The sequence below is a fragment of the Roseibacillus ishigakijimensis genome (genome assembly GCF_016595415.1).
Taxonomy (GTDB): domain Bacteria; phylum Verrucomicrobiota; class Verrucomicrobiia; order Verrucomicrobiales; family Akkermansiaceae; genus Roseibacillus; species Roseibacillus ishigakijimensis.
Genome location: NZ_JAENIO010000038.1, coordinates 14,756 through 41,146, shown reverse-complemented (window position 1 = coordinate 41,146; position 26,391 = coordinate 14,756). Strand labels below are relative to the sequence as shown.

General features: G+C 56.8%; 39 protein-coding genes. 33 read left to right on the top strand and 6 right to left on the bottom strand.

What is annotated here, in order from left to right:
• Window positions 1–52 precede the first annotated feature (52 nt).
• From JIN78_RS13335 to JIN78_RS13325, 3 genes are all read right to left on the bottom strand, one after another.
• Entirely contained in the window at window positions 53–1,258 is a 1,206-nt protein-coding gene (locus JIN78_RS13335) for a tyrosine-type recombinase/integrase (RefSeq protein ID WP_200392480.1), read from the bottom strand.
• Between the two features lie 394 nt (window positions 1,259–1,652).
• Window positions 1,653–2,033: a hypothetical protein gene (locus tag JIN78_RS13330; RefSeq protein ID WP_200392479.1), complete on the bottom strand. Its 381-nt coding sequence runs from the start codon at window positions 2,031–2,033 to the stop codon at window positions 1,653–1,655.
• Entirely contained in the window at window positions 2,030–2,620 is a 591-nt protein-coding gene (locus JIN78_RS13325; protein ID WP_267907076.1) for a S24 family peptidase, read from the bottom strand. The genes JIN78_RS13330 and JIN78_RS13325 overlap by 4 nt, the downstream gene beginning before the upstream one ends.
• 250 nt (window positions 2,621–2,870) lie before the next feature.
• On the opposite strand from JIN78_RS13325, the gene JIN78_RS13320 reads away from it, so the two are divergent.
• From JIN78_RS13320 to JIN78_RS13310, 3 genes are read left to right on the top strand one after another with little or no spacing between them, the layout of a single operon-like run.
• Window positions 2,871–3,059 carry a hypothetical protein gene (locus tag JIN78_RS13320; RefSeq protein WP_200392477.1) on the top strand — a complete coding sequence of 63 codons (189 nt, stop codon included), beginning with the start codon at window positions 2,871–2,873 and terminating at the stop codon, window positions 3,057–3,059.
• Window positions 3,056–3,289, top strand: coding sequence for a hypothetical protein (locus JIN78_RS13315; protein ID WP_200392476.1), 234 nt, complete (start codon window positions 3,056–3,058; stop codon window positions 3,287–3,289). The genes JIN78_RS13320 and JIN78_RS13315 overlap by 4 nt, the downstream gene beginning before the upstream one ends.
• Window positions 3,286–3,444, top strand: a complete 159-nt coding sequence (locus JIN78_RS13310) for a hypothetical protein (protein ID WP_200392475.1) — start codon at window positions 3,286–3,288, stop codon at window positions 3,442–3,444. The genes JIN78_RS13315 and JIN78_RS13310 overlap by 4 nt, the downstream gene beginning before the upstream one ends.
• A 177-nt stretch (window positions 3,445–3,621) precedes the next feature.
• Here JIN78_RS13310 and JIN78_RS13305 read toward each other — a convergent pair whose 3' ends face one another.
• Window positions 3,622–3,846, bottom strand: a complete 225-nt coding sequence (locus tag JIN78_RS13305; RefSeq protein ID WP_200392474.1) for a hypothetical protein — start codon at window positions 3,844–3,846, stop codon at window positions 3,622–3,624.
• A gap of 51 nt (window positions 3,847–3,897) precedes the next feature.
• On the opposite strand from JIN78_RS13305, the gene JIN78_RS13300 reads away from it, so the two are divergent.
• From JIN78_RS13300 to JIN78_RS13255, 10 genes are all read left to right on the top strand, one after another.
• Entirely contained in the window at window positions 3,898–4,149 is a 252-nt protein-coding gene (locus tag JIN78_RS13300; RefSeq protein WP_200392473.1) for a helix-turn-helix domain-containing protein, read from the top strand.
• Window positions 4,150–4,344: 195 nt separating this feature from the next.
• Window positions 4,345–4,695 carry a hypothetical protein gene (locus JIN78_RS13295; protein WP_200392472.1) on the top strand — a complete coding sequence of 117 codons (351 nt, stop codon included), beginning with the start codon at window positions 4,345–4,347 and terminating at the stop codon, window positions 4,693–4,695.
• Window positions 4,692–5,663 (top strand): recombinase RecT, encoded by a 972-nt coding sequence (locus JIN78_RS13290; RefSeq protein WP_200392471.1) that lies wholly within the window; start codon window positions 4,692–4,694, stop codon window positions 5,661–5,663. Before JIN78_RS13295 ends, JIN78_RS13290 begins: the two co-directional genes overlap by 4 nt.
• 29 nt (window positions 5,664–5,692) lie before the next feature.
• Window positions 5,693–6,625: a hypothetical protein gene (locus tag JIN78_RS13285; RefSeq protein ID WP_200392470.1), complete on the top strand. Its 933-nt coding sequence runs from the start codon at window positions 5,693–5,695 to the stop codon at window positions 6,623–6,625.
• Window positions 6,622–6,834: a hypothetical protein gene (locus tag JIN78_RS13280; RefSeq protein ID WP_200392469.1), complete on the top strand. Its 213-nt coding sequence runs from the start codon at window positions 6,622–6,624 to the stop codon at window positions 6,832–6,834. Before JIN78_RS13285 ends, JIN78_RS13280 begins: the two co-directional genes overlap by 4 nt.
• Complete coding sequence (locus JIN78_RS13275) at window positions 6,831–7,319, top strand: RusA family crossover junction endodeoxyribonuclease (RefSeq protein ID WP_200392468.1); 489 nt, start codon at window positions 6,831–6,833, stop codon at window positions 7,317–7,319. The genes JIN78_RS13280 and JIN78_RS13275 overlap by 4 nt, the downstream gene beginning before the upstream one ends.
• Entirely contained in the window at window positions 7,316–7,990 is a 675-nt protein-coding gene (locus JIN78_RS13270) for a lambda exonuclease family protein (RefSeq protein ID WP_200392467.1), read from the top strand. The genes JIN78_RS13275 and JIN78_RS13270 overlap by 4 nt, the downstream gene beginning before the upstream one ends.
• Window positions 7,987–8,886, top strand: coding sequence for a hypothetical protein (locus tag JIN78_RS13265; RefSeq protein ID WP_200392466.1), 900 nt, complete (start codon window positions 7,987–7,989; stop codon window positions 8,884–8,886). The genes JIN78_RS13270 and JIN78_RS13265 overlap by 4 nt, the downstream gene beginning before the upstream one ends.
• Entirely contained in the window at window positions 8,883–9,695 is an 813-nt protein-coding gene (locus tag JIN78_RS13260; RefSeq protein ID WP_200392465.1) for a hypothetical protein, read from the top strand. The genes JIN78_RS13265 and JIN78_RS13260 overlap by 4 nt, the downstream gene beginning before the upstream one ends.
• 127 nt (window positions 9,696–9,822) lie before the next feature.
• A complete protein-coding gene (locus JIN78_RS13255) occupies window positions 9,823–10,221 on the top strand; it encodes a hypothetical protein (protein WP_200392464.1) in 399 nt (132 codons plus the stop codon).
• A gap of 49 nt (window positions 10,222–10,270) precedes the next feature.
• On the opposite strand, the gene JIN78_RS13250 is transcribed toward JIN78_RS13255, so the two are convergent.
• Window positions 10,271–10,657: a hypothetical protein gene (locus JIN78_RS13250; RefSeq protein ID WP_200392463.1), complete on the bottom strand. Its 387-nt coding sequence runs from the start codon at window positions 10,655–10,657 to the stop codon at window positions 10,271–10,273.
• 198 nt (window positions 10,658–10,855) lie between these two features.
• Here JIN78_RS13250 and JIN78_RS13245 point away from each other — a divergent pair, with 198 nt between their 5' ends.
• The 8 genes from JIN78_RS13245 (at window position 10,856) to JIN78_RS13210 (ending at window position 17,684) form a co-directional block, all read left to right on the top strand.
• A complete protein-coding gene (locus JIN78_RS13245; protein WP_200392462.1) occupies window positions 10,856–11,386 on the top strand; it encodes a hypothetical protein in 531 nt (176 codons plus the stop codon).
• A 178-nt stretch (window positions 11,387–11,564) separates the two neighbouring features.
• Window positions 11,565–12,185 (top strand): ParB/Srx family N-terminal domain-containing protein, encoded by a 621-nt coding sequence (locus tag JIN78_RS13240; RefSeq protein ID WP_200392461.1) that lies wholly within the window; start codon window positions 11,565–11,567, stop codon window positions 12,183–12,185.
• A complete protein-coding gene (locus JIN78_RS13235) occupies window positions 12,182–12,943 on the top strand; it encodes a GREB1-related protein (protein WP_200392460.1) in 762 nt (253 codons plus the stop codon). Before JIN78_RS13240 ends, JIN78_RS13235 begins: the two co-directional genes overlap by 4 nt.
• Before the next feature lie 62 nt (window positions 12,944–13,005).
• Window positions 13,006–13,218: a hypothetical protein gene (locus JIN78_RS13230; protein WP_200392459.1), complete on the top strand. Its 213-nt coding sequence runs from the start codon at window positions 13,006–13,008 to the stop codon at window positions 13,216–13,218.
• Window positions 13,148–13,783, top strand: a complete 636-nt coding sequence (locus JIN78_RS13225; protein ID WP_200392458.1) for a hypothetical protein — start codon at window positions 13,148–13,150, stop codon at window positions 13,781–13,783. The genes JIN78_RS13230 and JIN78_RS13225 overlap by 71 nt, the downstream gene beginning before the upstream one ends.
• A 135-nt stretch (window positions 13,784–13,918) precedes the next feature.
• On the top strand, window positions 13,919–14,965 hold the full coding sequence (locus tag JIN78_RS13220; RefSeq protein WP_200392457.1) for a DUF262 domain-containing protein: 1,047 nt from the start codon (window positions 13,919–13,921) through the stop codon (window positions 14,963–14,965).
• Window positions 14,949–15,545: a HEPN domain-containing protein gene (locus tag JIN78_RS13215; protein WP_200392456.1), complete on the top strand. Its 597-nt coding sequence runs from the start codon at window positions 14,949–14,951 to the stop codon at window positions 15,543–15,545. The genes JIN78_RS13220 and JIN78_RS13215 overlap by 17 nt, the downstream gene beginning before the upstream one ends.
• Window positions 15,546–15,641: 96 nt before the next feature.
• Entirely contained in the window at window positions 15,642–17,684 is a 2,043-nt protein-coding gene (locus JIN78_RS13210) for a phage terminase large subunit family protein (protein WP_200392455.1), read from the top strand.
• 4 nt (window positions 17,685–17,688) lie between these two features.
• Here JIN78_RS13210 and JIN78_RS13205 read toward each other — a convergent pair whose 3' ends face one another.
• Window positions 17,689–17,943: a hypothetical protein gene (locus JIN78_RS13205; RefSeq protein ID WP_200392454.1), complete on the bottom strand. Its 255-nt coding sequence runs from the start codon at window positions 17,941–17,943 to the stop codon at window positions 17,689–17,691.
• A gap of 55 nt (window positions 17,944–17,998) precedes the next feature.
• On the opposite strand from JIN78_RS13205, the gene JIN78_RS13200 reads away from it, so the two are divergent.
• From JIN78_RS13200 to JIN78_RS13145, 12 genes are read left to right on the top strand one after another with little or no spacing between them, the layout of a single operon-like run.
• Window positions 17,999–18,505, top strand: a complete 507-nt coding sequence (locus tag JIN78_RS13200; protein WP_200392453.1) for a hypothetical protein — start codon at window positions 17,999–18,001, stop codon at window positions 18,503–18,505.
• A gap of 35 nt (window positions 18,506–18,540) precedes the next feature.
• Window positions 18,541–18,771, top strand: coding sequence for a hypothetical protein (locus tag JIN78_RS13195; protein ID WP_200392452.1), 231 nt, complete (start codon window positions 18,541–18,543; stop codon window positions 18,769–18,771).
• Window positions 18,772–18,800: 29 nt separating this feature from the next.
• On the top strand, window positions 18,801–20,444 hold the full coding sequence (locus JIN78_RS13190) for a phage portal protein (RefSeq protein WP_200392451.1): 1,644 nt from the start codon (window positions 18,801–18,803) through the stop codon (window positions 20,442–20,444).
• Between the two features lie 12 nt (window positions 20,445–20,456).
• A complete protein-coding gene (locus JIN78_RS13185) occupies window positions 20,457–20,711 on the top strand; it encodes a hypothetical protein (protein ID WP_200392450.1) in 255 nt (84 codons plus the stop codon).
• A complete protein-coding gene (locus JIN78_RS13180; protein WP_200392449.1) occupies window positions 20,708–22,042 on the top strand; it encodes a hypothetical protein in 1,335 nt (444 codons plus the stop codon). The genes JIN78_RS13185 and JIN78_RS13180 overlap by 4 nt, the downstream gene beginning before the upstream one ends.
• Entirely contained in the window at window positions 22,039–22,374 is a 336-nt protein-coding gene (locus JIN78_RS13175; protein WP_200392448.1) for a hypothetical protein, read from the top strand. Before JIN78_RS13180 ends, JIN78_RS13175 begins: the two co-directional genes overlap by 4 nt.
• A 15-nt stretch (window positions 22,375–22,389) precedes the next feature.
• Window positions 22,390–24,387, top strand: coding sequence for a phage major capsid protein (locus JIN78_RS13170; RefSeq protein ID WP_200392447.1), 1,998 nt, complete (start codon window positions 22,390–22,392; stop codon window positions 24,385–24,387).
• Between the two features lie 27 nt (window positions 24,388–24,414).
• Entirely contained in the window at window positions 24,415–24,654 is a 240-nt protein-coding gene (locus JIN78_RS13165; protein WP_200392446.1) for a hypothetical protein, read from the top strand.
• Entirely contained in the window at window positions 24,654–24,956 is a 303-nt protein-coding gene (locus tag JIN78_RS13160; protein ID WP_200392445.1) for a head-tail joining protein, read from the top strand. The genes JIN78_RS13165 and JIN78_RS13160 overlap by 1 nt, the downstream gene beginning before the upstream one ends.
• The gene (locus JIN78_RS13155; protein WP_200392444.1) at window positions 24,953–25,165 is read left to right on the top strand and encodes a hypothetical protein; all 213 of its coding nucleotides are present in this window, start codon (window positions 24,953–24,955) and stop codon (window positions 25,163–25,165) included. The genes JIN78_RS13160 and JIN78_RS13155 overlap by 4 nt, the downstream gene beginning before the upstream one ends.
• Window positions 25,162–25,599, top strand: coding sequence for a hypothetical protein (locus tag JIN78_RS13150; protein WP_200392443.1), 438 nt, complete (start codon window positions 25,162–25,164; stop codon window positions 25,597–25,599). The genes JIN78_RS13155 and JIN78_RS13150 overlap by 4 nt, the downstream gene beginning before the upstream one ends.
• Window positions 25,600–25,615: 16 nt before the next feature.
• Window positions 25,616–26,083 (top strand): hypothetical protein, encoded by a 468-nt coding sequence (locus JIN78_RS13145; protein WP_200392442.1) that lies wholly within the window; start codon window positions 25,616–25,618, stop codon window positions 26,081–26,083.
• Window positions 26,084–26,391: the final 308 nt, after the last annotated feature.

Sequence of the window (26,391 nt, the reverse complement as noted above, 5' to 3'; positions counted from 1 at the left end):
AGGGGTTCGATCCCCCTCGCCTCCACCATTTTAGTAACTAAAAATGAGCGACTTAACGGTCGCTTTTTTTGTGGGTTTGCAATGGGTTTGCAGAAAAATAGCGGAGAGCCTCGGCCTCGCTCTTCGAGTCTTCATAATCTGCACGGGTCTGAGCTTCGCTATTTCCGGCCTCATTGGCGGCGATCCCTGGACCGACCAGAGCACAACGGTAGCTGACGAACGAGTGACGAAGGGCGTTTTGACGCCAACCTCCCACAAGGGCCCCAAGGCGGTGAGTTTCGCTCTCTTCACCATTGCGGGATTTTTCTGGCGTCTTTCCCTCGCAGCAGTTCCCCGAGGCTGAATGGTAGTCGGTGAGCAAGGCAAAGAGGGTGTCGCAAATGGGGATCGTGCGCTTTTTGTTCGTTTTGCTGACTGTGGCCGGCATGACGATGATTTTTTCTCGCCAGCGAAAATCCTCCCAACGGAGGGCGTCTTTTTTACTGCGGGCGTGTGGATAGAGTTCTTCGCGACGGATGCCAGCGAGGCCGGACAAGGCCAGCCACGGGAGATATTGCGGCCGGACCTCAGCAAGCATGAGGTGGAATTCCTCGGGGGTGTAGGTCACAGGTGCGGATTTTGTGACGATAGGGGCTGCCATGAGCTGCGCGGCGGTTTTTCCGTCTGGCAGGTAGCCTTGGGACTGAGCCCAAGTGAAAAAGGTGCAGACAGATGAGCGGCTCCTCTTGCGCGTCTGAGCGCTCCAGTTTGAGCAAGAGGCCAGCCATTGATCCAAAAGAGGAGGAGTGAGGGATGAGAGAGGCTTGCCAGAAAAAGCGGCAGCAAGGGGGCCCACGCGCTTTTTGAGAATATCGACGTTGTGAGGGGAGTTGCCAGCATTGGCGGTCTTGGTCGCGATGAATTCTTCGAATGCCTGCGCGGTGGAAATGTTTCGGGCTGTCTTGCGGTTTCGAAGGTCTGCGATGTCATCCCAATCCGGATTCAGCGTGAGAAATGCCCTACAGAGCCGGGCTTGTTCCTCAGTGAGGGCGGATAGGTCAAGGGTCTGGTTGTGGATTTCCCTGGCCTTGGCCCGTGCCGCTTCCTTCAGGGCGGACTTGCTAGAGCGGGTGAGGTAACGGCGTTTGCCGTCTTGGTCGTAGTAGATGGCCTTCCAATACTCGTGCCCCCGGTCAGCTCTCTTGATTGGATAGATCGTCAACGAGACCGAGCCGACTTTGATGCGCTCGGATTTCCGATTGTTCTGGTTTTTGGCCATCTAGTCGGGAAATGAGTCTGGAGATGAGAGATTAGAAAAAAAATGAACTTTCGCAATCCTTAGATGGTCATGTGGAAGCGTGTCGGTAGGAGGCTGCAGAGCAGCCTAGCGCTGAAAAGAGCTAGAAGAAAAGAGGTGTTTCTGCTTGTCTGTGTGTGATGAAAACGGTGCTCCTTGCTCTTTTAGCAGTCACATTTGGCTTTGCCTCCTATGCAGAGGAAAAACCCAAGCAGTTGTCTCCCGTAGCAATCGAAAATCAGTCGAAAACCTACTGGCTTAACACAGAGACCAATGTCAGGCACAATTCTGGTTGTCGCTACTACAAGAAAACCAAGAAGGGTCGGGCATGCACAAAATCTGAGGGCAAAGCTTGTGGGATCTGCAAGGGCTAGACCTACTCTACTTTCCCAACAATCCAGACATCAATTGGCATCTGATGTTGGCGGATGAGGGCGCGGAGTCGTAATTCATAGCGGAGGTCGGTTGGTTTCTTGAAAATGAGAACCACCCCGGCTCTCCGCTTTTTCATGCGCGCATACCAAAGGCTTTGCCCGATACTCTCGGCCCAATTTGATGCCCATTCGACCTCGATGGCGTGGGTGTCGGTGAGAATGTCGGCCCGGGTGCCATCGGCAAGTCTGACCTCGAGTTCACCGCCGTGTTTGTCTGCCCAAGCACGGGCGTGGTCAGCCTCAGACTCTGCTAAGAGCGTGGCAGCACTCAAAAAGCAACCGATTCCGATTGCTTTCCAGAAGGCAAATGAATTCGTTTTCATTGTTCTTCCAACCAAGCGACCCATTCCACGGGACAAGTGATGTCGATGGGCTCAAATTCGGGGTTGATCGATTCTAGGACGCCTACCGAGCCGGTGGGAGTGAGGTATTCGGCGTCTTGTTCGTCTTCGCGGGCCTTGCGGGTGTTGTAGCGCTTCACGGCGTAGCCTCCCTCGACCTCGACGAGGTAAATAAGACCCTTTTTCATGAAGTGCGAGCGCGCCTTTGACTTGTGCCGCATCTCAATGATGTCGCCATCATGAAGCTTCGGCTCCATGGAAAGGCCGGAGATTTGCACCCTGATGATGCCGGAATCGTCCATTTCTTCGAGGACCTCGGCAGAGATAGGAGAGCCCGCAGCGGCCATGAGGTGCGCGGACTGGCGGGGGCGAAGGGGGGTGATGTTGGCCTCCTGAACTGACATCTCTTGACGCGCGCGTGCGATGGCAGCCCTTAGGACGAAGTCTCGGAAGGGAGTCTGCACGATGTTGGCGGCATTCTCAATGAGGTCGAATTCTTGGTCAGTCATTTCCACTGCGATCCGATTTTCTCGGATTTGGTAAGATGTCGCCCCTTCTCGTTCAGCCATGATTCTGGCGGCCAGAGGGAGCTTCTTTTTCGGGAGGCCTCGTGAGCGGTAGTTCGAAAGGCTTCGGGCTTCTACCCCGAGTAGTTCGGCAGCTTCGGAATTGGAAATATTGTGTGCGTCGAGGAATCGAAAAAACTCCTCACTACTTGGTTCATTCATGGAATTAGGGTGTCAGCATGTCACCGGATGTCAACAAAAATGGATTTTGAATGTTGACTATTGGTGATAATAGGTGATTTTTGGTGACGAAATGAGCAAGGAACCACCTGAAATGAAGGTCGAGGACATTGATATCCGTGAATTTCCACCTGATGTGCAAGACCTCTTGCGCGATCGAGCTATCAGTCAATGCCGTCCGATCGGCGAGGTAGTGAAGGACTTCGCGAAGCAAACAGCACGACTGATTCTTGAAACCTCCAAGAGAAAGGAGACGGCATGAGCACGCTGACACCCAAAGCGGGCTGCCCGGGACTTCCCAAGGCATTTTTGGAGGATCCGCGGATCGCCTTTGTAGACCTCGGAGAAAATCAGGGCTGCGCGCCGGGAACACGATACTGGGTCGAGCTTCGCTCGGGCTTCGTTTTCGACGGCTATGATTCGGGAACGAAGTCGTTCTGCACGGTCAGGGACTTCAAGAACACTCGAATCGTGAAAGGAGGTGGTCAGTGAATGAGTCCTCCAAGGATGCCCTCATCAAGCGGCAGGCAGCGACTATCGAGGGTTGTCTTTCCCTGATTGAGAAATACAGCCGCTATTGTGATGAACTGCAAGAGCGCCTCGCCTCTTACCGCAAGGCTTACTTCGAAAAGGAGGGCCAGCGATGAGAGACCGCATCCTTCGACTTGCCAGCGACCTTGGGCGCATGATGGCCGATGGCTTGCGAGCCGAGCCAGGTGCTCCCGAGCGACATCGGGCGGTAGGAATTTCCGATGCCTACGCCATGCTCCAAGAGCACTTTCCTGAGTGCTTCGAGAAGATCGACCCGAAGCAAGTGGATGAAATCAAGATGAAGGCGGCTCATCGAGCTGTCGAAAGCGCTCGAGGGCTTCGCGAACTGCGGAATCATCAATCAGTAAATCGTCGAACTCCTCAGGACTCGCCCCCTGAGCCAAGCCCAGAAAACCACGGGTAAGGAAGGCATATAACAAGGGCAATTGCTCCTCAATAGCGGCAACCCGCCCCTCGATGGCCTCCAATTTTTCCAGAACCAAATCCAATTTTTCCATAGCAACCCGATCCTGTCCGCTCCGGCGGGCAGGGTCAATCCCCACAAAATCATGATCCAACTTTCACCGGAGCACGAAGCTCGAATCATTGAAGAAGCGACGAGAGAGCTCGTTAAGGCTCTGATTACTAATCATGGGAAAAAGGTCTGGCTGACCAAGAACGAAGCAGCCGGGATTCTCAATTGGTCACCTCAGACGGTGATGACCCGCCTTCCTCATTACGACACCACCGGAAACGGCGGATCCATCCGCTTCCTCCTCTCGGACATCGAAGCGGAGATGGAGAAGCGGAAGGTGAAATAACTCTCTGATGGGGACGCCCTGACGACCGTGGAATGAGGGCACTCCACGTTTCAAAAAAGCTCTCCCCAGCCTGACGTCTCCCCGGAGCGTCGGGCTTTCGGGGTGCAGGGAAAGGACAGTGCTCTAGGCCCAGACAAACCCAAAGCATCCCGGCGCCGCCATGAAGGGGCGGGCAAACTCTCAACTGACTAAACTATGAGTGTATTAGACAACATCCAAAATGAGCGGCTGCGCGGCATCGCCATGCAATCGGCTCGCAATTATGAAGCCCTCCTCGTCGAACAGGAAGACGATCTCCTCGAGCTTCTGCAGGAGAGCGAGGACCGAGTGACCATCTCCCACTCGGTGACCATCGACCTGGCCAAGAATAAGCAGGCCGACAAGGTGAGTTTCTCCATGAAGCATTCGCTGGAGGCTGAAAGTGAAATCCGCGATCCGAACCAGCTCCTTCTGGCGGAGATTGAAGCCCATCAGAACGAAGGGAAGAAGCTGGTGGAACTCGCCGAAAAGGCAGGGGCGAAGGTGGAAATGGAGGTGGCGAAGTGAGCACGACTCTTTCCCAGCCCAAGACTCCGCAGAACAACGCCCTGATGGCGTTGGCCAGCAAGTTGAAAGTCGACCATGCGGCCCTCACCCAGACGCTCAAACAGACCGTGTTTTCGGTCACTGAGAACCGCCAGACCCGCCCGCCGACCAATGAGGAATTCCTCGCGCTGGCGGTGACGGCGAACACCTACGACCTCAACCCCATTCTCCGGGAGCTCTATGCCTTCCCCAAGAAGGGCGGGGGCATCGTGCCCGTGGTGTCGGTCGATGGCTGGCTGAAAATCATCAACCGCCAACCGAACTTCGACGGCATGGATGTTGACGTCTTCCACGATGACAACGGCACGCCCACCCATGCGACTTGCACCATCCACCTGAAGGACCGCAAGCACCCCGTGCGCATCTCGGAATACTTCGCGGAGTGCTCGCGTAATACCGAGCCCTGGAACCAGATGCCGAGCCGGATGCTGCGGCACAAGGCCATCAAGGAGGCGGCCCGGGTAGCCTTCGGCATCGGTGGCATCGTCGATGAAGATGAGGCCGAGACCCTGCGGGACGTGACCCCGACGGCCCCGTCCTCCATGCCGAGCGGCCCCGCCATGCCCAAGCCACGAGGCCAGCGGCTGGAGCGAAGCGAGGAGCCGGCTCCCGCCTCCGCGCAACCCCGCAAGGAGGAAGCCAGCGAACCCGAGGGCGAACTCTTCATCATCGACGGCGTGAAGACCAGGACCGGAAAGAGCCAGAAAACGGGCCGGGATTGGAAGCTCTACATCATCACCTTCCAAGTCGACGGCGAGCCCGCCACTATCGAGGCCAGCACCTTTTCCGAGACCATCGGCGGCATTGCCGAATTCAATGAGGGCAAGTGGGCCCGCGCTGTCATCAAGACCGAGGGCGACCGTTCAACGGTGGAATCGCTCGAAATCGTGAGCGATGCCGAAGGCGAAGAGGAAGGAGGTCTGATGTGACCGCGAAGCTCTCAAAAAATGAACTCTCCATGCCCACGCTGGAAATTGAGGTCTCCGGCAAGGTGGTCTCGAGCTCATTGTCTGAGTTCGCGGAGGCCTTCCGCGAGCAGCTTGCAGAGCTGACCACGGACCTCAAGACCGACGAGGATTTCGGGCAGGCGGAACAGGATGTGAAAAGCCTCAAGACCGTCGAGAAGGCTCTGACCGATGCGAAGGCTAAGGCCCTCGAACAAGCCGAAGAAGTCAACAGGCTATTCGTCAACATCGATGAATTGAGCGGCGAGGCTCGCGAAGCTCGGTTGACGATGGAGAGGCAGATCAAGAGTAGGAAAGCCGAGGTGAAGACCGAGCTGGTCGAGGATGGAATCAGCCGAATCGAAGCCGACGAGAGGAAAGTTTTCCGCTTGGACTTTGAAGAGGCGCTCAAGCAGAAGCGCAACCTCAAGAGTATGCGCGAGGCCATCGACAAGGTTGTCGTGACCACAAATGCCCGCATTGAGCAGGCCCGCAGTCTCATTGATGCCGCCGAGGAGGAAACGCCAGGATTGGTGCCTGACAAGCGGTCTTTGGAGATTTGGCCCATTGAGAAGCTGGAAATGGAACTCATCCGCCGGAAGGATATGAAGGCGGCACGGGAAGCCAAGGCGAAAGCCGAGGAAGAAGCCCGCAAAGCCCGAGAGGAGGCTGCGAAGGCAAAAGCCGAGGCGGAGGAAGCGGCCAAGCCCGCCCCCCTGCCACCCAAGTCCGCGGCTGAGCCCGAAATCGAATCCCCGGAGATGGAGCGTCACCCCGTGGAGGGAATGACCGCTGAAGAGGAGTGGAAGCAGTTTGCGTCCGTCGTTCAGCACGTTTTCCGCGAGCTGAAACAGCACAAGGAAAGGTTGATCTACCCCGAGAATCAGGAGAAGGGAACGCGCTTCGGCCAAGGCGTTAACCAAGCGTGGAAGGGGGTAACCCAGTGAGTGAGGATGAACTCGCGGTGAAGGCCCATCGCCTCTTGGCCTCGGCATACGATTGCCGGGCCTCGTTGCAGTGCGGCTACAAGTCGCAGGATGATTTGCTCATCATTGAAAAAGCGATCCAGCTCGAAGAGCGGGGCCTCAATCGGGTGACCTTATTGCGTCCGCTCAAGCGGCGGGCGGAACTCTTGCGAAAGGGGGACCTGAAATGACCATCGCTAATGAGATGAAGCAGGTGCGTTTCTTCCTCAGCCTTGACCCTCCCACTGCCACAGCGCAGCAGAAGGGCGAGCGAGTCGTTCCCGGCAAGGGTGGAAAGCACTTTGTTGTTCACTACAAGAAGCAGTCGCTCAAGGATGCTGAGAAGCTTTTCAAAACGCTACTCTTGCCCTTCAAGCCTGCCAAGCCAATCGAGGGCGCGGTGCGGGTCTCCTGTGAATGGATATTCCCTTGGCGCAAGAGCGAGCGGAAGACCGTTCGCCGGGCGTTTTCGGCAATACCCAAGACCACGAAACCGGATGCGGGGAACTCGAACAAGCTGCTCATCGATTGCATGACCGACTTGGGTTTCTGGGGGGATGATTCCCAGGTATTCGACGAGTCGGCCCGCAAGTATTGGGGCGAGGAGCCGGGAATCTTCATCCAGATCGAGCACGGTGGAGAACTGGGCTTTGTGAGGAAAGGAGGCTTGTTTTGAAACCTCTCGAAGACCGCATCTGGCCCATCGAGCAGGGCCAAGAGAATTGGTTCCGCGCTCGCGCTGGTCGACCGACTGCCAGCCAGTTTTCCCGCATCATCACCGCCAAGGGAGCGGATGCGGGCGACTGGAGAAGCTTCGCCGCCGAGCTGGTGCTTGAGAGCTACAAGGCTGGGAAGGGTCTCTCTCCCGAGGGCTCTTTCCAAGGCAACCGTCACACTGAGCGGGGCAACGTTTTGGAGCCATTGGCCCGTGAAGCCTTTGCTGAGAAAATGGCAAAAGTTGGCGTCGAGGTGATCGAGGTCGGATTCGTCACCGGTCAGGATGATTGGGCGGGATGCTCGCCAGATGCTCTCGTTAAAAATGCGAGCGGTGAGTTCGTGGCGGGGCTTGAAATCAAGTGCCCGGACAACGGAGCCTTTGCCCACACCATCGCGCATGGCCTGCCGGATAGCTACATTCAGCAGGTTCATGGCGGCATGGCTATTACCGGGCTCGACTACTGGTATTTCGCCACTTTCCAGCCGAATGTGCCGATTCAGACTAAGCGCATCGAGCGTGATGGTTACACCGCCAAGCTAGAGGATGCCCTGGGACGCTTTGCGGATTACTATCTCAGCGTCTACCCCGAGCTGTATGCAGCCATCAGTGGAGAGGAGGTGTCGGCGTGATCCGAATCAAGAAATGGTGGGACAAGTTCGAGAACTCGGGCTCTCGCAAGCTCAAGAATTGCTCCTACTTCTCCGCCCCCTCTGGGACAGACTCGAAGGGCTACCGCAAGCTGATGCGTCAGGGGGCTCCCGGCGTGATTGCCTTCGGCGTTTTCCAAAGCCTCTGCCAAGTGATGCCGACGCTCTCCCAAGAGGCGCGCAAAGCTGGCGAGATGCGGAATTCCGATGGCACGTTGATGGATGAGGACGACCTCTGTGACCTGACACGGCTTCCCGAGGAAATCCTGAGACCTGCCATCGAGTTGTTGGAAAGTGTCGGCTGGTTGGAAGAGATTGGGTCCGCCGAGAACCAAGGAAATCCCGAGCCCCGCCAGCTATCCGCCAAAGAAATTCCATCGTCTGCCGACAATCTGCCACCCGTCTCCCAAGACCCGCCGTCGAAATTCCAAGACACACCCAGCGGAGAGGAGAGTAGAGGAGGGGAGGGTAAAGGAGAGGAAAGGAACTCTTGTCCGATGCCATCGGACGCCTGCCCGCCTCCGGCGGACGTGGTGGCCGAGCTGTGGCCGCTTTTCCCGAAAGTCTCCCGGGAGAGGTCGAGCAAACGGGAGCTCGGCGAGGAGTGGAAACGCATCAAGGCCGCTGACAGGCCCAGCCTCGACATGCTCAAGGCAGCCTTGGCGGCATGGTGCCAGACCGAGAAATGGCGGGGTGGCTATGCCGAGGGTGCGCACCGATGGGTGAAGCGCCGGCAGTGGGAAAGCCCGCCGGAGCCCGAGACCCCGAGGTCATCCCGCGAAGCCGACATCGGCGGGCGCACGGCCAGTGTAGCCCGAGCAGAGGACTTGGCTGAACCTGAACTGGAAATCGAAATCAAAGACGAATGCCCGCTGTGAAAAAGTTGAGATTTAGCGAGCCCGAGATTCGCGTTTGTGCCCGCTGCGGGGACGAGTTCGAGCACTTCGATTGGCTCTCTCCGGATGGCAAACCCATCACCGGGCTCGTGGCTGACGAGGAGGGCCAAATCACCGCCGAGACGGACGAAAGCGAGTCGGTCTACTGCGATCCGTGCATAGAGCAACTGAACGAGGACCTTAAGCGCGAACAGGAACGCCGCGCCCGCATCGAACGCTGTGCCAAGCGTTGGGAATCGGCGGTTCCTGCGGTCTATCGGGAGACGAAAAAGGACTATCCGGGCTTTTCTCTGAGGCTCCTTGCGCAGTCCATGAGCTGGAGCCGGGGAGAGATTCCGCTGAACCGGAGAAAGGAGCCTCTGTTTGACGAGTTGAGGCTTTTCTTCGGGCTCATCGGTGAGTCTGGACGCTGCAAGACCCGAGTGCTGGCTCTGGTCGCAAAACAGCTCATTTGGGAGGAAAAGGGAATCTTTTGGATCAACTCTTCGCAATACCAGTGGTGTTGTCAAAATCAGTTCGGCGAACACTCCAAGAAAGCTCAAGCAGTGCTCGAACGGTGCTTGCGGACGCCTTATCTCTTTTTCGACGACATCGGTTCTCTCAAGTCATCGGGAACGGTCGTCGACAACCTCTATGCGCTCCTTGAGCAGCGCACCGCAGGCCAGCGCCCCATGCTCTGGACCTCCAACGAGACCATTTCGGAAATGCTCGCGGGCGATGGAATCACCGAGAAGGCCCGCAAGCGCAACCTCTCCCGCCTCAGTGGATTCTCGAATATCTTGGAAATCTAGGCCGCTTGGAGATGGGGGGACAACGTGAAAACCGCTGATAAAGAATAAGATGGCAAGTGTAGAGCAAAAAGAAAACGGATTTTATCGCGCTCAATGGAAGAATTTTGACGGAACAAAGTCATCAGCCATGACCACGAGCCGGAACTTCGAGAAAGCCCTGCAGCAGGCCAACCGCCTCGAGGCCGAGGCCCGTTTCTGGGAACTCGCTGACGAGGGCATCTGGAGCTTTTTCGCGGGGATGAACTTTTCTCCCGACTTCTGCCACCGGCATTTCACCCACCGGGCCCACCTGCCCTTGGCTCAGTTCAAGAAGCTCCTGCGCGAGGCCAAGATTGAGTTCGTCCGCCCCGCCCAGCAGAGAGACCGGAAGCTCCCGAGCCAAAAGACCGCCAAGCGCTACCGCTTCCGGGGCAAGCTCGTCACCCTCGAAGAAGCCCTCGCCATGACCGGCTCAACCATGAGCGTGGAGGCTTTGAGGCTGAGGGTGAAGAAGGCGGGGAACCTAGAGGAATCACTCTGCAGATGAGAAATCTGCCCCACTAGCGCGGTCGGAGTTGGATGGAAGGTCTTGGTCGCTACTCTTCGATATCAGCCTCGTCCTCATCAGGAAAGTTCGGCTCCAAACGGACAGAGCCAGAAGAAGAAATAGGCATGATTATCTCGATTTCTAAACAGAGACGAGATGGATCGTCCTCAGTATGGTAAGAAAATCTGTCTTCTAGAAGAGACAAAGCCTTTATGATTTCCTCGTCTGGCTCGATCCGCTGCGACTCAGTGAATCGCAAAATATCGAAAAGCCTACGCATGTCGACGGGGCACAGATTTGCAACGACATCCAATCTATTGTTTCCAAACCGTAGCTCTCCCGCTGCACCAAAGTCTCGTATAGTAATTTCTGCTGTCTCTGCATCCGAATGAGACTCAAATCCCACCTTGATATCTGCGTTGTGATGTGTAACCATTTTTAGGCGAACATTAGGGACCGATTGTAAGAGCCCAAAAAAACACGTCAAGAAAACACCGTTCAATTACTTACCGTCTCTAAAAGGAGGTGGCGAGTTTTCGAGTGTCGTGAGTGATAATAAAAAGGCAGAGGTGAAGGCAGAAGAACTCCTGATATGAGAAATCCAGCAAGATGAGAAGGGTTGGCTTTCTACCTCATGATCTCCGTCAAAGCTGACTTCGACCGTCTAAAGCGAGAGCTGGACCTCTCTCCCCAGCGCATTGAGACCACTGCCGCCCGCTCCTTGAACAAGACAGCGACCACCCTGCGCACCGCCGCCCGCCGGGAAATCCAAGAGGAAATCAAGCCCCGCAAAGGCGGAGTGTCTTCGCTCAACAAGCGCATCACCGTTCGCAAGGCCAGCAAGGGCAATCTCTCCGCTCACATCGACTTGAGCGAGATGGGCCTTGGCGTGGAGAACACTCGCAAGGCGACCATCCGCAAGGTGCGCAATGGTGGGGGAGCGGTGCGCGTGTCGTTCCGAGGCAAGACCCTCGTGAAAGCCTTCCGCTTCGGCTCTGATGCCAAGGTTTTCATGCGCAAGCCCGGCAAGCCCGAGCGCGTCTTCTCGTTCACCATGGTTCAGGAAGCGGAGAAGCTCAAAGTCCCCGAGACCACCGAGCGCAAGGCCGGACCGATGTTCGTGGCCGAGTTCCTTCGACTGGTGAAGGTATTCCGGGGGTTATAGGGGGGATTTTGAACAGGGATGACAAGACCGCATCGCGGCATCACAAGAGTTTCCTCGGAAAAAAGCGGGTCCTTTCCGGCGAAATGGTTAAGAGGTCGATCGAGCCCGCAAAAAGGGGCTAGATATGAAATTTTTCTAGGGCACTTCGTTTCGGTTCAGAATTTCCCTTTCTGCGCTCATGAGTGAACCCGAGATTCGTTGCAGCTACACCCGCTTGGTCGCGGTGGGGGAGCTGAAGCCCCATCCGAAAAACCCCAACCAGCACCCGCGCGAGCAGTTGGAGCTGTTCGCTAAAATCATCGCGCACCAGGGCTGGCGCCGGCCGATTCGGGTCTCCAATCTCTCCGGCTGCATCACCGCCGGTCATGGTGCCCTCGCGGTGGCTAAGCTGCAGGGCTGGGCGGAGGTGCCCGTTGATTTCCAAGACTACGCCAGCCCCGAGGATGAGGTTGCCGACCTGCTCGCTGACAACCAGCTGGCCCAGTTGGCCGACCTTGATGAGGCGGGAGTGAAGGGGCTCCTCGCGGAACTCGATGACGTGGAGCTGGCCGGATTCTTCGCGGAGGAAGAAGGCGACGACCCCGCCGATACCGAGCCCGAAGTTGCCTTCTCGGAGGTCCTCAACGAGTCCAACAATTACATCGTGCTCGTCTTCGACAATGATGTCGACTGGCTCCAGGCACAGACTCACTTCGAGCTTCAGCCCGTGATGAACCGCCGGCAGAATGGCAAGCCCCACACCCGCGGAGTCGGGCGCGTGGTCAATGGTGCCGCCTACCTCAATCGCATCACCGCATGAGCCCGGACATCACCATCGCCAGCCCCTCGTGGAAGCGCGCCGATCGCGCCATCACGCACCGCTATTTGCCCACCGTCTATGTCGTGGCGGAGAGTCAGGCCGAGGCCTACCGCGCCCGCGACCTTCCCGTCTGGGTCTGTCCGGATTCCGCCCAAGGCAGCACCTCCCGCGTGCGCAACTGGATCCTCGACAACACGCCCACCAAGCAGCTCCTCATGGTCGATGACGACCTCCGCGACCTTGGCCAGTGGAATGGCACCGCCCGCAGGCGCATGACCGGGCCCGAGGCCCTCGAGTTCATCGGGCACGGCTTTGCCCTCGCCAGCGAAATGGGCGTGCGCCTGTGGGGGCTCAACCCCGCCGCTGCCGACAAGCAAGCCTACCGCGAGAGCAACCCCTTCAGCCTTGCGGCCTTCGTGGGTGGTCCCTTCACCGGCTTCATCGATTGCCCTCTGCGCTATGACGAGCGCATCCCGCTCAAGGAGGATTACGACATGACCCTCCAAGTCCTCAACCGCTACCGCCGCCTGCTGCGCTTCAACATGGTCCATTATTTCAACGACATGCACGGCCTGCCCGGGGGGTGTGCCGACATGCGGAATCTGGAGCGGGAGAAGGAACAATTCGCCCTCTTGGTCAAGAAGTGGGGAACCGACATCGTGCGCATCGACAAGGGCGCCAGCCACAACAAGCGCCGGGTGCGCGAAGCTTCCTACGACCTCAATCCCAAGCTCCGCATTCCCATCGGGGGAGTTTGAAGGAAAAATGACCACCGCGAACTTTACCCCCACGGACGACAGCAGGTTCAAGCGAGCCTGCTATGGCAGAACAATCACCCACCTACCGCATCACCAAGTATCGCCGCTCCCGCAACTGGGCCGTCTATCAGGGCGAGGAACTCCTCGTCGTGACCGTCTACAAGAAGGGTGCGCAAGCCGTCGTCGATGCCCTCACTGCCGCCCATGAGCGAAAAAGACCAGCTCGAAAAAGTCGAAAGGCTCAACGCCCGCAACCTGCTCTCGCGGGTCAGTGAGGGAAAGCCGCTCACCTCCGAGCAGCTTAACTTCCTGCGCGACAAAATCGGCCCCGCGCCCGAGGAGAAGAAACAGCCAGTGGATTTGCTCGCCAGGGCGCTTCTGCTGGCTGATTTTGTGAAGCTCTCCGGCCTTGATCCCCGCCGCATCCAGCAGCTCAAGAAGGAAGGTCACATCCCCGACAATGGCCGGGGGAAATACCGCTTCGAGCACCTCCGCGCCTACGTCGCCTATCTGCAGGGACTCGTTCAGCGCCGCCGCATCGAGTCCGACAGCCCCGACAAACTCGACCTTGATCAGGAACGCGCCCTCAAGGAGCGGGAGCAACGCCGCAAGCTGGAGCGTGAAAACGCCCTCGCAGAAGGGAAGCTGGTCGATGCCGCCGAGGTCGATGCCATGAATGCCGAGGTCGATGGTATCATCCGCTCGAACATGCTGGCGATTCCGGCGCGGATGGCAGGGGAGCTGGCAGGAATCGAAGAGCCGAGGGAAGTGCAGCTCGCTCTCGACCAAGTAATTCGGAAAAGTTTAGCGGCTTTGGAGGGTAATTTAGATAGCGAATAAGCTCGACAAAATCGCACTGTTTCTAAAACTGCTAACAGCGTTTCATGAGAAATCGGAGCGTTGCATGTCAGCCGCCTATTTCAAATGTATGAGCGTGAATCTAGGTAAATATTAAGAAAAATTTAAAAATATATGATGAGCAATGAATCTGGAGGAACGACGTTAAATTTATACCCAATTGATTACCCTTTCGAGACATTAGTGTCAAGAATTACCGCTGATAATCCAAAGACAATTTTGAACCCGGAGTTTCAAAGGAAATACAAATGGGATAAGGATGGCTGGGGGAGAGCTTCAAAGTTTATTGAATCGTGTCTAATGCGAATTCCGCTTCCCTCGTGCTATTTTGCAGAGGATAGTGATAGAAGGCAGTTGGTTATTGATGGCGTGCAAAGGTTGACGACGATAACTATGTTCTTTAATGATGAATTTGCTTTAGAGGGAATGACGACCTTTAGAGATTTGGAAGGTAAGAGGTTCTCTGAGCTTGGTGGTTTACAAGCTGAGCTTGAATCAACAACAATTCGATGCATTGTCCTTCGCAAGGAAAATCCGAAAAGTCTTGTTAGAGAAATTTTTGCCAGGCTGAATCAAGGGGCTGTCCAACTCAGTGCTCAAGAAGTAAGGCATGCCATTTATCCGGGACCGCTGGACGACCTACTTGTCGAGTTGTCTGAAATAGATGAAATTAAAAATTTTGGCATTGCTGATGGTAGTGGCAAGGTCAAACATAATCGAGAGCCTGAAGAGCAGGTGCTCAGGTTTTTCGCGTTTTCAGAGGATCTTCAACTTGAGGGGTTTAATGATGTTTTGAGTGATCTTCTCGATAAGTACATGGAACGTAAATCTGAGGCAGATAAGGAAGAGATTGGTCGGCTACGTGCCCAATTTCACGCTGCTTTGGAAAACTGCAAAAATGTTTTTGGGCAGGATTTGTTTTTAGATGCAACGCGGGAAAGACCTAGGCAAGGAATGATTCATTACGATTTGCTTATGGTTACTGTAGGGCTGTTGGATAAGCAGTTGGCGTTATCTAACAAGGAAAGGATTAAAAGTGCCTACGATCGATTGTGTCGAAGCGATGGTTTTAGACGTACGCTTTCTGGTGGTTTGCAGAAGAAAACGTCAATTTTGAGACGAAGAAGTCTTTGGAAGGAGCTTTTAGATGATGCAATCAATTAGTTCTAGCTCTTTGGTGAAGTATAAAGAGCTGTTTGAGTCACTAAGGAATGTGATTGATGTTTCTGAGCAAAGGGTTATCTCTGATGAGCCTGATGTTCTTATTGTGGAGAATGTTAATTTTTTTACTAAATCGTACCTGGTTAGCATTTGTAGCTACTTGGAGGCGTTTCTACAAGACGTAGCGTTAGAGTATAGTAAGCAAATCTCAGGTCGTGTTCTTTCAGCGCGAATTCCGCACAATTTCATACATTGGAGACTTGCTACAAAATTAAAGAATAATCAGTTAAATTATGACGTTATTTCTCTGCCGGTTGCAAAGAAAGATGTCGCTGATGAAATCTCGGCAAATCCATACAGAACTCTGAAGTTGTTTCAGTTGTTGGGGGTGGATTTGTCTGGAAAAGATGCATTTGAAAGTAATAAGGATTTGGTGTGTTCGATTGTTTCGAAACGAAATAATATTATTCACCACAATGATGCAGCTGCGGATGTCTCCTTTGGGGATTTAAAAGATTATATCAACGTGATTAGTCATTACATGGTTGCAATTAGCGAAGCCGTTGATGAAGCAATCACGTAACTAGGCATTGTAATCGGCAAGCCTCTACAATGCGGTATCAAGTAAGGAGACTTGTGATCATTAATGTGAAAGGAGTTACCCCTCTTTCTGCCATGAATGACCATCGAAACCCTCCGCTCTCGCCGCTTCGCCCGCTTGCGTCCACCCCGCATGCTTCGCGTCTCCGAGTGGGCGCGAGAGCATCGGCGTTTGTCGCCGGAGAGTGCGGCGACGCCGGGGCCGTTTGACCCGGATGTCACCCCGTTCATGCGGGAGGTCGCCGACTCCATGGGCGATCCAAAGGTGGCCGAGGTGCGGGTGATGAAGTCCTCGCAGGTCGCTTACTCGGAGAACCTCAACAACTTCATCGGGCGGCAGGTCCACATTTGCGCGGGACCCATCCTGATGATTCAGCCCACCTTGGAGATGGCGGAATCCTATTCCAAGGACCGGATTTCGCCCATGATTCGGGACTCTCCTTCCCTGGCTGCGCTCATCGACGACAAGAGCCGCACGAGCGGAAACACCATCCTCTCAAAGCATTTCCCGGGCGGATTGCTCCAGCTCGCGGGGTCGAATTCTCCTGCTTCCCTCGCCTCGCGACCAATCCGCGATGTCATCATTGATGAGGAAGACCGCAGCGCCAGCAGTGCGGGCAAGGAGGGTGACCCCGAAAAGCTCGCCAAGCGGCGACAAACAACCTTTCACGATGCCAAGCTCATCGCCGGGGGAACGCCGGTGCTCAAGGGGGCCTCCAAGTCCGAGCGCAATTTCCTCAAGGGCGACCAGCGCCGCTATCAGGTGCCGTGTCCGTGCTGTGGCGAGCACATCGCCCTGGAGTTCTCCGACCTGCAGAAGAACCCCGACCGCGAGCATTATGGCGAGTTCCAGTGCCCGAAGTGCGAGGGCTGGATTGAGCACAAGCACAAGGCCCGCATGGTGCGTGATGTCCCCATGGGAGGCACCGCCCATTGGCTGCCGACCGAGAGGCGGAAATCCCGCTCTTGGTCGCGCGAAAAAGGGGAGTGGACCCGCGAGGCTGAGCCCGTGCGCTACGAGTGGGATGCCGAGCTGGGCCGTTATGAGGAAACCGCGCCGGTGGTGCGCTCCTACTACATTTGGGCCGCCTACTCTCCTTTCCTGACCTGGCGGACCATCTGCGACGAATACAACGAGGCCAAGACCGACCCCGAGCTTCTCCAGACCTTCTACAACACCATCGTCGGCCAGCCCTACGAATACACCCAAAACGACCTCGACCCCGACGAACTCCAGGGACGGGCCGAGGAGTGGAAGGACATGGTCTTGCCGCGGAATGTCCTCGCGATCACCGCTGGAGTCGATACTCAGAACGACCGCTTCGAGCTCTCCATCATCGGCTGGGGCAGGCACGAGGAAGCCTTCGTGCTCGAGCATGTCGTCGTCGATGGTGATCCGGAGGACATGGACACCCGGGCGAGACTCTATCAGGTCATTGCCGAGCGACGTTACAAGACCGAGGACGGCCGTCAGCTCGCCATCCGCGGAACCTTCATCGACCTCGGCGGACAGCGCACCGATTCGGTCTACAAGTTTGTCAGGGGCAAGCAGGTGCAGCGCATCTTCGCCTGCAAAGGCCTCTCCACCCGGGGCAATCCTCTCTTCAATGGCTTCAACAAGAACAAGAAGGCCAAGGTCAAAATCGGCCAAGTCGACACCGTCACCGCCAAGGAGCAAATTTTCGCCAAGCTCTCCATGGATGAGCAGGAGGCCGGCCGCGTCCACTTCGTCAGCGACCTTCCCAAGAGCTACTTCGAAGGCCTCGTTTCTGAGGAGAGAGTGATCGATAAAAAGGGGCAGGTCTCCTATCAGAAGAAGAAGTCCAAAATCCGCAACGAGCCTCTCGACTGTTTTGTCTATGCCTACGCCGCTTGCCGAGCCATGCACCCCCATCTTCGCCGAATCAGTCGCCGCCTCAAAGCCGCTCAGGATGCCGCCGCCCGTGCCGCCCGGGAGTCAGAACCCGAGGAAGAGGACGAAAGCGAGGGAGCGGGCCCCAAGGAAGAAGAGAGCGAGCCCCCACCCGACGAAGAGCGGGCCCCAACTTCCAATCCGGAAAAACCCAAGCGCAAAGGCCGGGTGGTGAAGATGGCTCGGCGGAGAAATCGAGTGAGAAAATGAATTCTCAATAAGCGCACCCTTCAGGGAAGAACAAAATGACAACAAAACTCAAAAGTAATAGGCCAAATAGGAACAGATAGTAGACAAATTTATCTTCTGAAGATTCTGGGGGTTTGAAGCTGCCGTCTTTTCGTTCTTCGGCCCCAAATGCTCGCATCATCCGACGATTTCTTTTCTCGGCCTTTGAAAGTCTGCGTCCCAATCTAATCTCTTCCCATGTCCAGTTTTCGTATCCAGGAGGTTTTTGTTGTCGAGGCATAGGCGGCGGAGTTTGACAGTCACATTGTGTGCCGTCCAGTAGGTCTTTCTGCCCCATGACCCTCACCAAAGGCACCAGCGCCGGATTCGCCGCTTGCAGCTCCGACCACCCTTCGCCCGATTGGAGTGCGACCCTTTACCTGACCGACGAGAACACCGCTCACGAGTTCCCGATGGTGGACGATGGGGCGGGGGGCTTCGTGGTTTCGCTGACTCCGGCCCAGACCTCGACCATTGCGGTGGGGGTGAAGGATTTTGCGGTCAAGGTGACCGATGGCACCGAGGCGGCCATCATCCGCCGGGGGCGCTTGGAAGTTCTTCCCGATCCGACCCTTGCGGGGGACAAGCGCAGTCAGGTCGAGAAAGACCTTGCCGCCGTCGAACAGGCCATCCGTGACATCATCGCGGGCGGGGCGGTGCAGAGTTACAGCATCCAGACCACCGTGGGCCAGCGGCAGCTCACCCGCATGACCCTCGAAGAGCTGCGGGCGGAACGGCGGCGACTCATCCGCCAGACCGGGAAGAGTGCCGACCGCTGGCGACCGATAAAAACTAGGATTTGATTTTGAAGGTCCAAAAAGATTAGGTCGGTCTCGTTATGAAGGATTTGCCCTACGATTTTGAAGTATTGTTCTCGCCAGTCCCTGCGGATGAATCGCTCGATAGAATCGACGCAATTCTAAAATCTCTCCGTGAGGACGGTAAAAGAAGCGTTCACGACAAGGTTATTGGGCCATTCGACTTTGAGGAGTTGATTGCTGCCTTGCTATCAGCAAGGGCAAAAATCTTAGAGCTTGAGGATGAAGTTAGGAGCTTAGACAACAACTAAGCTAGCGTGAAGAGTCGCTTTCTGACCCCATGCGACTTTGGCCCCGAAAAGAGAAGATCCCCGTCCTCACCCCGCCTAATCCGGCCCGATTCGAGCCCATCGGGGCCCTTCCGGCGCGGAAACGCTCCACTTTCGGCCCGCCAGCGGCCAAAAAGCATGCCCACCGCCAAGCTGTGCCCATGCGGAAGCGCTCCTACGATGTCGGCGAGCTGGATGATTGCATCGGCTGGGATGCGCGGGACTCGACAGCGGACGGGGCGATTTACACCAACATGGACCGCATTCGCGCCCGGTGCCGGGACCTTGCGCGGAATAATGACTATGCCCGTGCCTTCATCCGGCGGGTGAAATCCAACGTGGTCGGGCCCCATGGCCTCAAGTTTCAGGCACGGGCTAAGCTCTCCGGCGGGAAAAACTTCGGCAAGCTCGACAAGGTTTTTAACACCGACCTCGAGGCCCTCTACCGGGCGGCGGGGAAGAAAAAGAATCGCCCCACCGTGGACGGGCGATTGAGCCTGCGCGAGGTGCAGGCGCTCTGGATGTCTTGCCTCGTCATTGATGGCGAGGTGCTCATTCGCCACCACGATGGCACCACCAAGAACAAGTTCCGCTACGGCATCGAGTTCATCGACCCCGCCCGGCTGGATTGGATGAAAAACGAGACCTTGCCCAATGGGAACCAGGTCAAAATGGGCGTCGAGTGCGATGGCGACAACATGCCCGTTGCCTATTGGATTCTGGAGCGCCACCCGCAGGAACATATCTTCACCAACCGGAGCCTCTACAAGCACCAGCGTGTGCCCGCCGAGTTCATCACGCACTCGTTTGTTTCGGAGCTACCCGGCCAGACCCGGGGCGTTTCCATGCTGGCGAGCGCGGCCTTGCGGGCGCATCTCATCAATCAATTCGAGAAGGCCATTGTTATCGGCGGCATCGTGGCGGCGGGCAAGGTCGGCTTCTACAAGGTCAACCAAGAGAAGGCGGACGACTACGGCATCCTTGGTAATTACATCGAGGAGGATGACGAGCAGACCGAGGATGTGAACGATGATGCGACCCTCGTGCAGCGGGCGGGTTTCGGCATGTTCGAGCAATTGCCTTCCTACGTCGACGGGCTGGAGAGCTTCGATACCGACTATCCGCCGGCCAATTTCGAGGAGTTCGAGAAGCGCATGCTTCGCGGCATGGCCAGCGGCTTCGGCGATCAATACCACGGCATGGCCAACGACCTCGAGGGCGTCAATTACACCAGCAGCCGCACCGGGGAACTGAGCCAGCGCGATGTCTGGCGGGAGCTGCAAAACTTCCTCTCTGCGGAGCTGATGGAACCGCATTTCGAGCGTTGGGCGAGTCTACAAACCTTCAACAACGCGCTTTCCATCGACAAGGGCAAGCTCGCCAAGCTGGTGGAGAATGAAACCTTCCTCTTCGTGCCCCGTGGTTGGTCATGGGTGGACCCGCTCAAGGAGCTCAAAGCGCATGAAACCGCCCTCGCTCTTGGCCTCACCACCCGCCGCAAGCTCATTGCCGAGTCCGATGGCCGCGAGTTCGAGGACGTGATCGACGAGCTCGCCGAGGAAGAATCTTACATGCGCGACAAAGGCATCGAGCCCCGCGCGCCGGACCCGAAGGCGGTGGCCACGGTGCAGGATGAGGAAGAGGAGGAAGGGTGACTTTCTGAAGCCATGGCAACGATTTTAAGAGAGCGGCCTATCGTCATGACCGCCACGGAAAATGTGCATGTCCCCGAGGGTGGATTGTTCGAGGTGCATTCCAAGCCCTCAGCGGGAACGGTGACGGTCGCAAAAAACGGGCTCGCTTTTGAAGGGTTTGACGCGGCGGACGATGAGGTCAGGGAGGGGCTCTACATGGGACCGGGTCTGATTACGGTTACAATCACTGACGCTGCCGAGGTCACTCTCTCGCGAATCCTGCCATGAATCTGACGAGATCCTTGCGACAGCCGCTGACTGTCCCGCTGACAATCCAGCCTGCGGACCCCATCGCGGCCGCTAACCCCTACCTTTGGCTCTCCGCGGAAGACATGCAGGCGGCGGGAGGGGGGCTCGCGGTTTATCGGGCGGGCGTTGCGACGATTCCTAACCGGGCGAGCGGGAGCAACGCGGGTTCCAATGCCACCCAAGGCACCGCGACCGCGCAGCCGGAGGCACTGCCGTTGATTGGGGGGCAGGGTTACGGGCATTTGCCTGGCGTCGTCGGCAACTTCTTTGACCGATCGGTTGCTTTCGGCGGCGGAAGCTACACCATTCAGTATTCGTTTTTGCCAACTTGGGAGGATCAACCGCCTACAGGCGACCATCTCCTCACCCTCAATCATGAGGGCGCAAACAGGGGGTCTCTTTACGTTTATGGTGAAAACTTACCTGAGACGGTATGGGGTAAGATTGAATCAAAGGATGTGGGGGGGTCGTCAGTTTATCTCAGTGAATTCTATGATATGAGCCCAGATTCGCTGACCCACGTCAGAGTTATTCATCGGGCCGGTGCCTCGACTGATTTCTACGGGTCGACGGACGGAGTGAGCTGGTCTTTGATTTCAAGTAAGCCACACACCGTTTCGAGTGACCCGTTCGACGCAGTCCGTCTTGGGCACACTCTTGGCCACGCAGTGACTCATGCCTCCCTCTGGTGGGGAGCCAACCCGGCGGCCGCTCCAGACCATGATTTTGATTTTAGAGAGGCCGATCACTTTGGATCGTCTCCTGACGGCCTATCTCTCAACGCCAGCGGCACCAATCCCGCCGCAATTATCGGGCGTCCTACGTTGCGGACCGATGGTGTTGATGACTACATGACCGTGGCTTTGTCTGAGCCTATTGGCGAGTTTTCCCTTTTCGCCGTTTATAAACCGCTGGGCGGAGATGCTTTCGGGCGCTTGGTATCCCTTCAAAAAGATACGAACACAGATAACAACAGCACGGGGATTATTGCGCTAGGAAGCACGGACGTTGCTCGCATTGCCTATTCGGGCTCTTTGTTGATGGCTAGCCCGACATTGAATGGTCTGGTCTTAGTAGAATCCCGAGTATCGGCAATGTCTCAAGAGCTATTTGTGAACGGTGTGAGCGTAGGAACCTCAACCGCAGACTTGAGCGCTCTGTCACCTAATAAAGTCAACCTATTCGGGAGCGGGGTGGGCGCTAACAACCATGCTGCATTCGTCCAAGAAATCATCCTCGCCCCCTACAACGTCAACCGAGAGGCCATCACCGCACACCTTCTCCGAAAATACAACCTGCCGGCATCATGAACCCCGAAGAACTAGAATTGACCCCTCTTGAAGCCAGCCTCGCGGCGACTGGCCTGCGCTTTTTCGCGGTTTCGCCTGAGGCCTACCCGGCCCTCTGTGCTCAGATCGACGAATCGCGCGGTTACCCTCATGGCGAGGGAACCTCGGCTGTGACGGTGCGGGGCTTGCCCCTTCCAGAGGACCTTGCCACCGCCAATGACGGTTCCGGGCGGCTTCTTATCTCTATCGACGGTTGGCGGTTTACCGCCGCCGACGATGTCCTTGTCGCCGACGCCATCGAGGCGGGGGCCGTGGTCGAGCTGATCCATGAGGATTGGGAAGCTATGAAATGAGGCTCTTTCTGCCTCATGTCCGAAGACCCCGCCCCTTACCGCACCCGCAAGAACCCCGAGCCCTCCCAAGTCCAGACCCGGGCTCTCTCTATCGAGAGCTTCGAGAAAGTCCGCGCCGAGGAAGAGGGGAAGCCCGACGTTTACGAGTTCAAGCTCGCCTCAGACGCGCCGGTTGAAATCTGGCGCGACGAGTTCGAGATTCTCGGCCACCAGCCCGGCGAGGTCCGCCTCGATTGGCTCGCCAGTGGCAATGCTCCGCTCCTCTGGATGCACGACCGTAGCCAGCAACTCGGCATCGTGGAGAGTTCCCGGGTCGAGGGCGGGTTCCTCTACTGCCGGATCCGCTTTGGCAGCAGCGATTTTGCGCAGGAGAAAAAGCGCGATTGGGATGAGGGCATCTTGAAAAACGTCTCCGTGGGCTACCGCGTCCATGCCTGGGACCATGTGAAGAGCGACGACACCGGCGATTACTACCGGGTGACCGATTGGGAGCCCATCGAGGCCACCCTGTGCCCCATCCCTGCCGACCGTTCTGTTGGCTCTGGCCGCAGTTACAAGGAGCGCAAAAAACCCGCCCTTTCTGAACCCGACAACAAAGACCGCAATATGCCCAAAACCGCAGACCCACCCACCGAAGAGCCCAAGGCCCCCAAAATCGACGTGAGCGAAGTTCGCGAGCAGGCCAAGCGTGATGAGCGCGAGCGCCAACTCAAGATTCGCAATGCCGCCAAGGGCACCAAGGGCTATGACCTGACCGAAATCGCCGAGCGCGCCATCGACGAGGGCATGAGCCTCGACCAGTTCAACGAGCAGGCCCTTGAGCACATCCGTTCCAATGCTCCCAAACTGTCGCAAGCCGATATTGGCGCGACCGGCAAAGAGCAGAAGCGCTACAGCCTCAAGAATGTGATGGATGGCATCCGTTACGGCAATCTGGAGAAGGTCGCTGGCTACGAGCTGGAAATGTCCCGAGCCGTCAAGGAAGCCAAAGGCAAGGATGCTGACAGCCGGTCGGTGGCGATTCCCATGGACATCCTTCTTCGCGGTTGGACTCCGAAGAATCCGTCCCTCGCTCAGAAGGTCTTTGGCGGACAGCGCAACTTGATGAGTGTCTCTCTCACCGGAGGCGGTCAGTCTGATACCGTTTCCAACGTGGTCGAGACCGAATTGCTCGATGAACTCTTTGTGGAGTCTCTGCGCGAGCAGTCCGTCTTGCTCGGCCTCGGAGTCACCATGATTCCCGGTCTCGTCGGTGATGCGGAAATCCCCGTCGAGCTGCTCAATCCCGAGTTCTATTGGATCGGGGAAGATGACGAGCCCACCGAGGGCAATTATCAGTTGGGCCAAGTGGCGCTCAACTTCAAGACCCTCGCCGCTCGCATCCCCTTCACCCGCCGGGCCGACAAGCAGTCGACTCCCAATATCGAAGGGCTCCTTGCCAACTCTCTTCGTAAGGGCGCGGCCCTCGCCTTGGAAAACACCGCATACAACGGGGCAGGCACCGCTACCGAGCCCGAGGGCATTCTGAACACTGCCGGAGTCGGTTCGGTTTCTTCCATGGTCGGCACGCTGGGCACCTACTCGCGTGACGTGCTCATCGAGCTGCGCCAAGCCCTCGGCATCGCCAATGCGGCCAGCCCAGACACCGCCCTTCTGATGGCCGAGCACACCGCGGGCGAGTTCGCTAAGGTCAAGACCGATGCCGGTTCGGGTCTCTTCGTGGCGGATTATGACCGCGAGGACGTGACCCGTCTCCGCACTGCGATTGGCTCTGCCCGCCTCACCAATCTCCTGCCCAACACCGCTGCAGGCGATGCCGCTAGCGTGGTGCTCTATGGCAAGCCCTCCGAGCTCTACATCGGCACCTGGGGCGCGATGGAAATCGACCTCGACGACACCACCAAGCGCAACACCGGGGGCAAGACCCTCCGCGTCTTCCTCGATGCCGACATGGCCATCCCGCGCCCTGCGTGCTTCGCCGTCATCGACGACCTCGAAGTCGACAACTCCTAATCCCTAACCCGTAGAAAACGAATAACTATGTCTGATGATAACCGCGCCATGACCATCTATTGCACTGCCCGTTGCCTCGATGGCAAAGGCGGCCACCACGAGCCCGGCGAGAAGAAAACCTTCGGCCCCCGCGAGAGTGGGGAAGCAGGGAAACTCCTCGCCAGCAACCGTTGGAGCCTCGACCCCGAGGCCGGGAAAGCGGCCAAGGCCCGCGCCGACAAGGCGAAGGCTGGCAAGACCCCGGTTGAGAAATCACCCGCCAAGTAATGCCCACGCTTGACCAAGACGAGCGCGTCTTCTGGGGACCGGAGTTCACCACTCCGGTCTCTTTGTGTCGCCACGATGGCACCGGGAGAGTGGAGACGGTCGGCATCCCCGAGGATGCGGTGACCGAGGAGAACCTGACCGGGCGCGCCAGCCACCATGCCTTGCAGCCTCAAGTGACCGTGCCCACCGCCGATGCGGGCGAGTTCACCGAAGGAGACAAGGTCATCATAGGCGGCAAAGAAAAAACCATCGTGGACCGCCTGAGCGATGGCACGCAGACCACCTTTCTGCTGACGGAATGAATGAACTGCTTATTTCGGGGTTATCCTTTCTGTTGGAGATTCTATTGGGAGCTATTGTCGTTTTCGTGTTCTTCAGGGTGAAAAAGAAGGAGATTGTAGAGAAGGCATGCGAGGTTTTGCGGAAGGAGTATGAGCAGGCCAAGAAGAGGCTCGACGACGAGTCTTCGGAGAAGAAAATGCCGGTAGAGGAACAAGGGGGGAAGAAGTGAGCAAACGACTTGCGATCCGAAACAAAGTCCTTGAGCTGGTGGAATCCCTCGCCGGGTTTTCTCCCGGCAACGTGGCTCTCTACAAGCTCGACACCGTGGAGCGAACACCCTTCGCCAGCGTCTATCTCAACGAGACCGAGACCGACAATCTCCACATGATGCGGGGGATGGCGACCATGGAGCGCACCCTGTCGATCAACGTCGACTTCCACCTCGATAGTGCCACCGATGCCGATGCTGAGGCGGATGCGCTTCTTGAAGAGCTGGAACAACGCATCCTCAAGGCGGCGATGGCGGGGGACATCCCCGGAGTGCGAATCCTTTTCCTCGCCAGTGCCGAGTTCCGCCCCACCCAGCACGGCAAGCAGCGGGCGGGCGACCTCGTGACCACTTGGCGGGCGGAGTATGAGGATTCTATTTCCCTGAGCGACTGACCCGCCTTTCTGAGCCATGCCAACAGGAGAAATCATCCGAGGAATTGACGGAATCATCGAAATCACAAGCGGGGCGACCACGGAAGAGATTCCTTGCCTCACCAGTTGGACCCTCAACGGGACAGCGGACATTCAGAGCGAGAGTGCGGCCTGCATGGCCAGCAATGGCGATGGCGGTTCCGCAGTCGGGCCCAAGGGAAACCGGAAGTGGACCAATGGAACGGATTTCAACCTGACCACCGAGCACTTTTGGCAGGAAGGACAAGACATCGGCACCACCGGAGTTCTCGATGTGACCAACGTGGGCGACACCATCACCTTCAAGCTCTACCCGAATGGAAATGCGGAAGGAAAAGTCGAATACTCCGGCACCGCGATTGTCGAGGATACCTCCGTGCCCTCTGAGGTGAATGGGAAAATCACTCAGACCTGCACCTTCCAAATCGATGGAACGGTGACCAAGACCATCGTTCCAGCAGCCTGATTTTTTGGTTAGTTGAGAAGCCATAGCAAGCAAGGCCGTCGCGGGGTTGGTTCATACCCGTGGCGGCCTTTTTTTTGGAAAGGGGCTTTGTGTGAGCGGATGGTTGGAAGCCGCAAGGGAGAATTTAAGCTTCCTTTTGATAAAATTTAAACTAGGCGTAAACGCTCTGTTGGATAAGCTGAGCAGCTAGCACCTTGGTGCAATTTTCCATTACTTACTATGAAGCTGAATTTTTTAATCTGTTCGTTGTCATTGGTGATGTCTCTGTCTTCGACAGCAGCCGTTATGTTTAGTAGCTCTGGAAATGA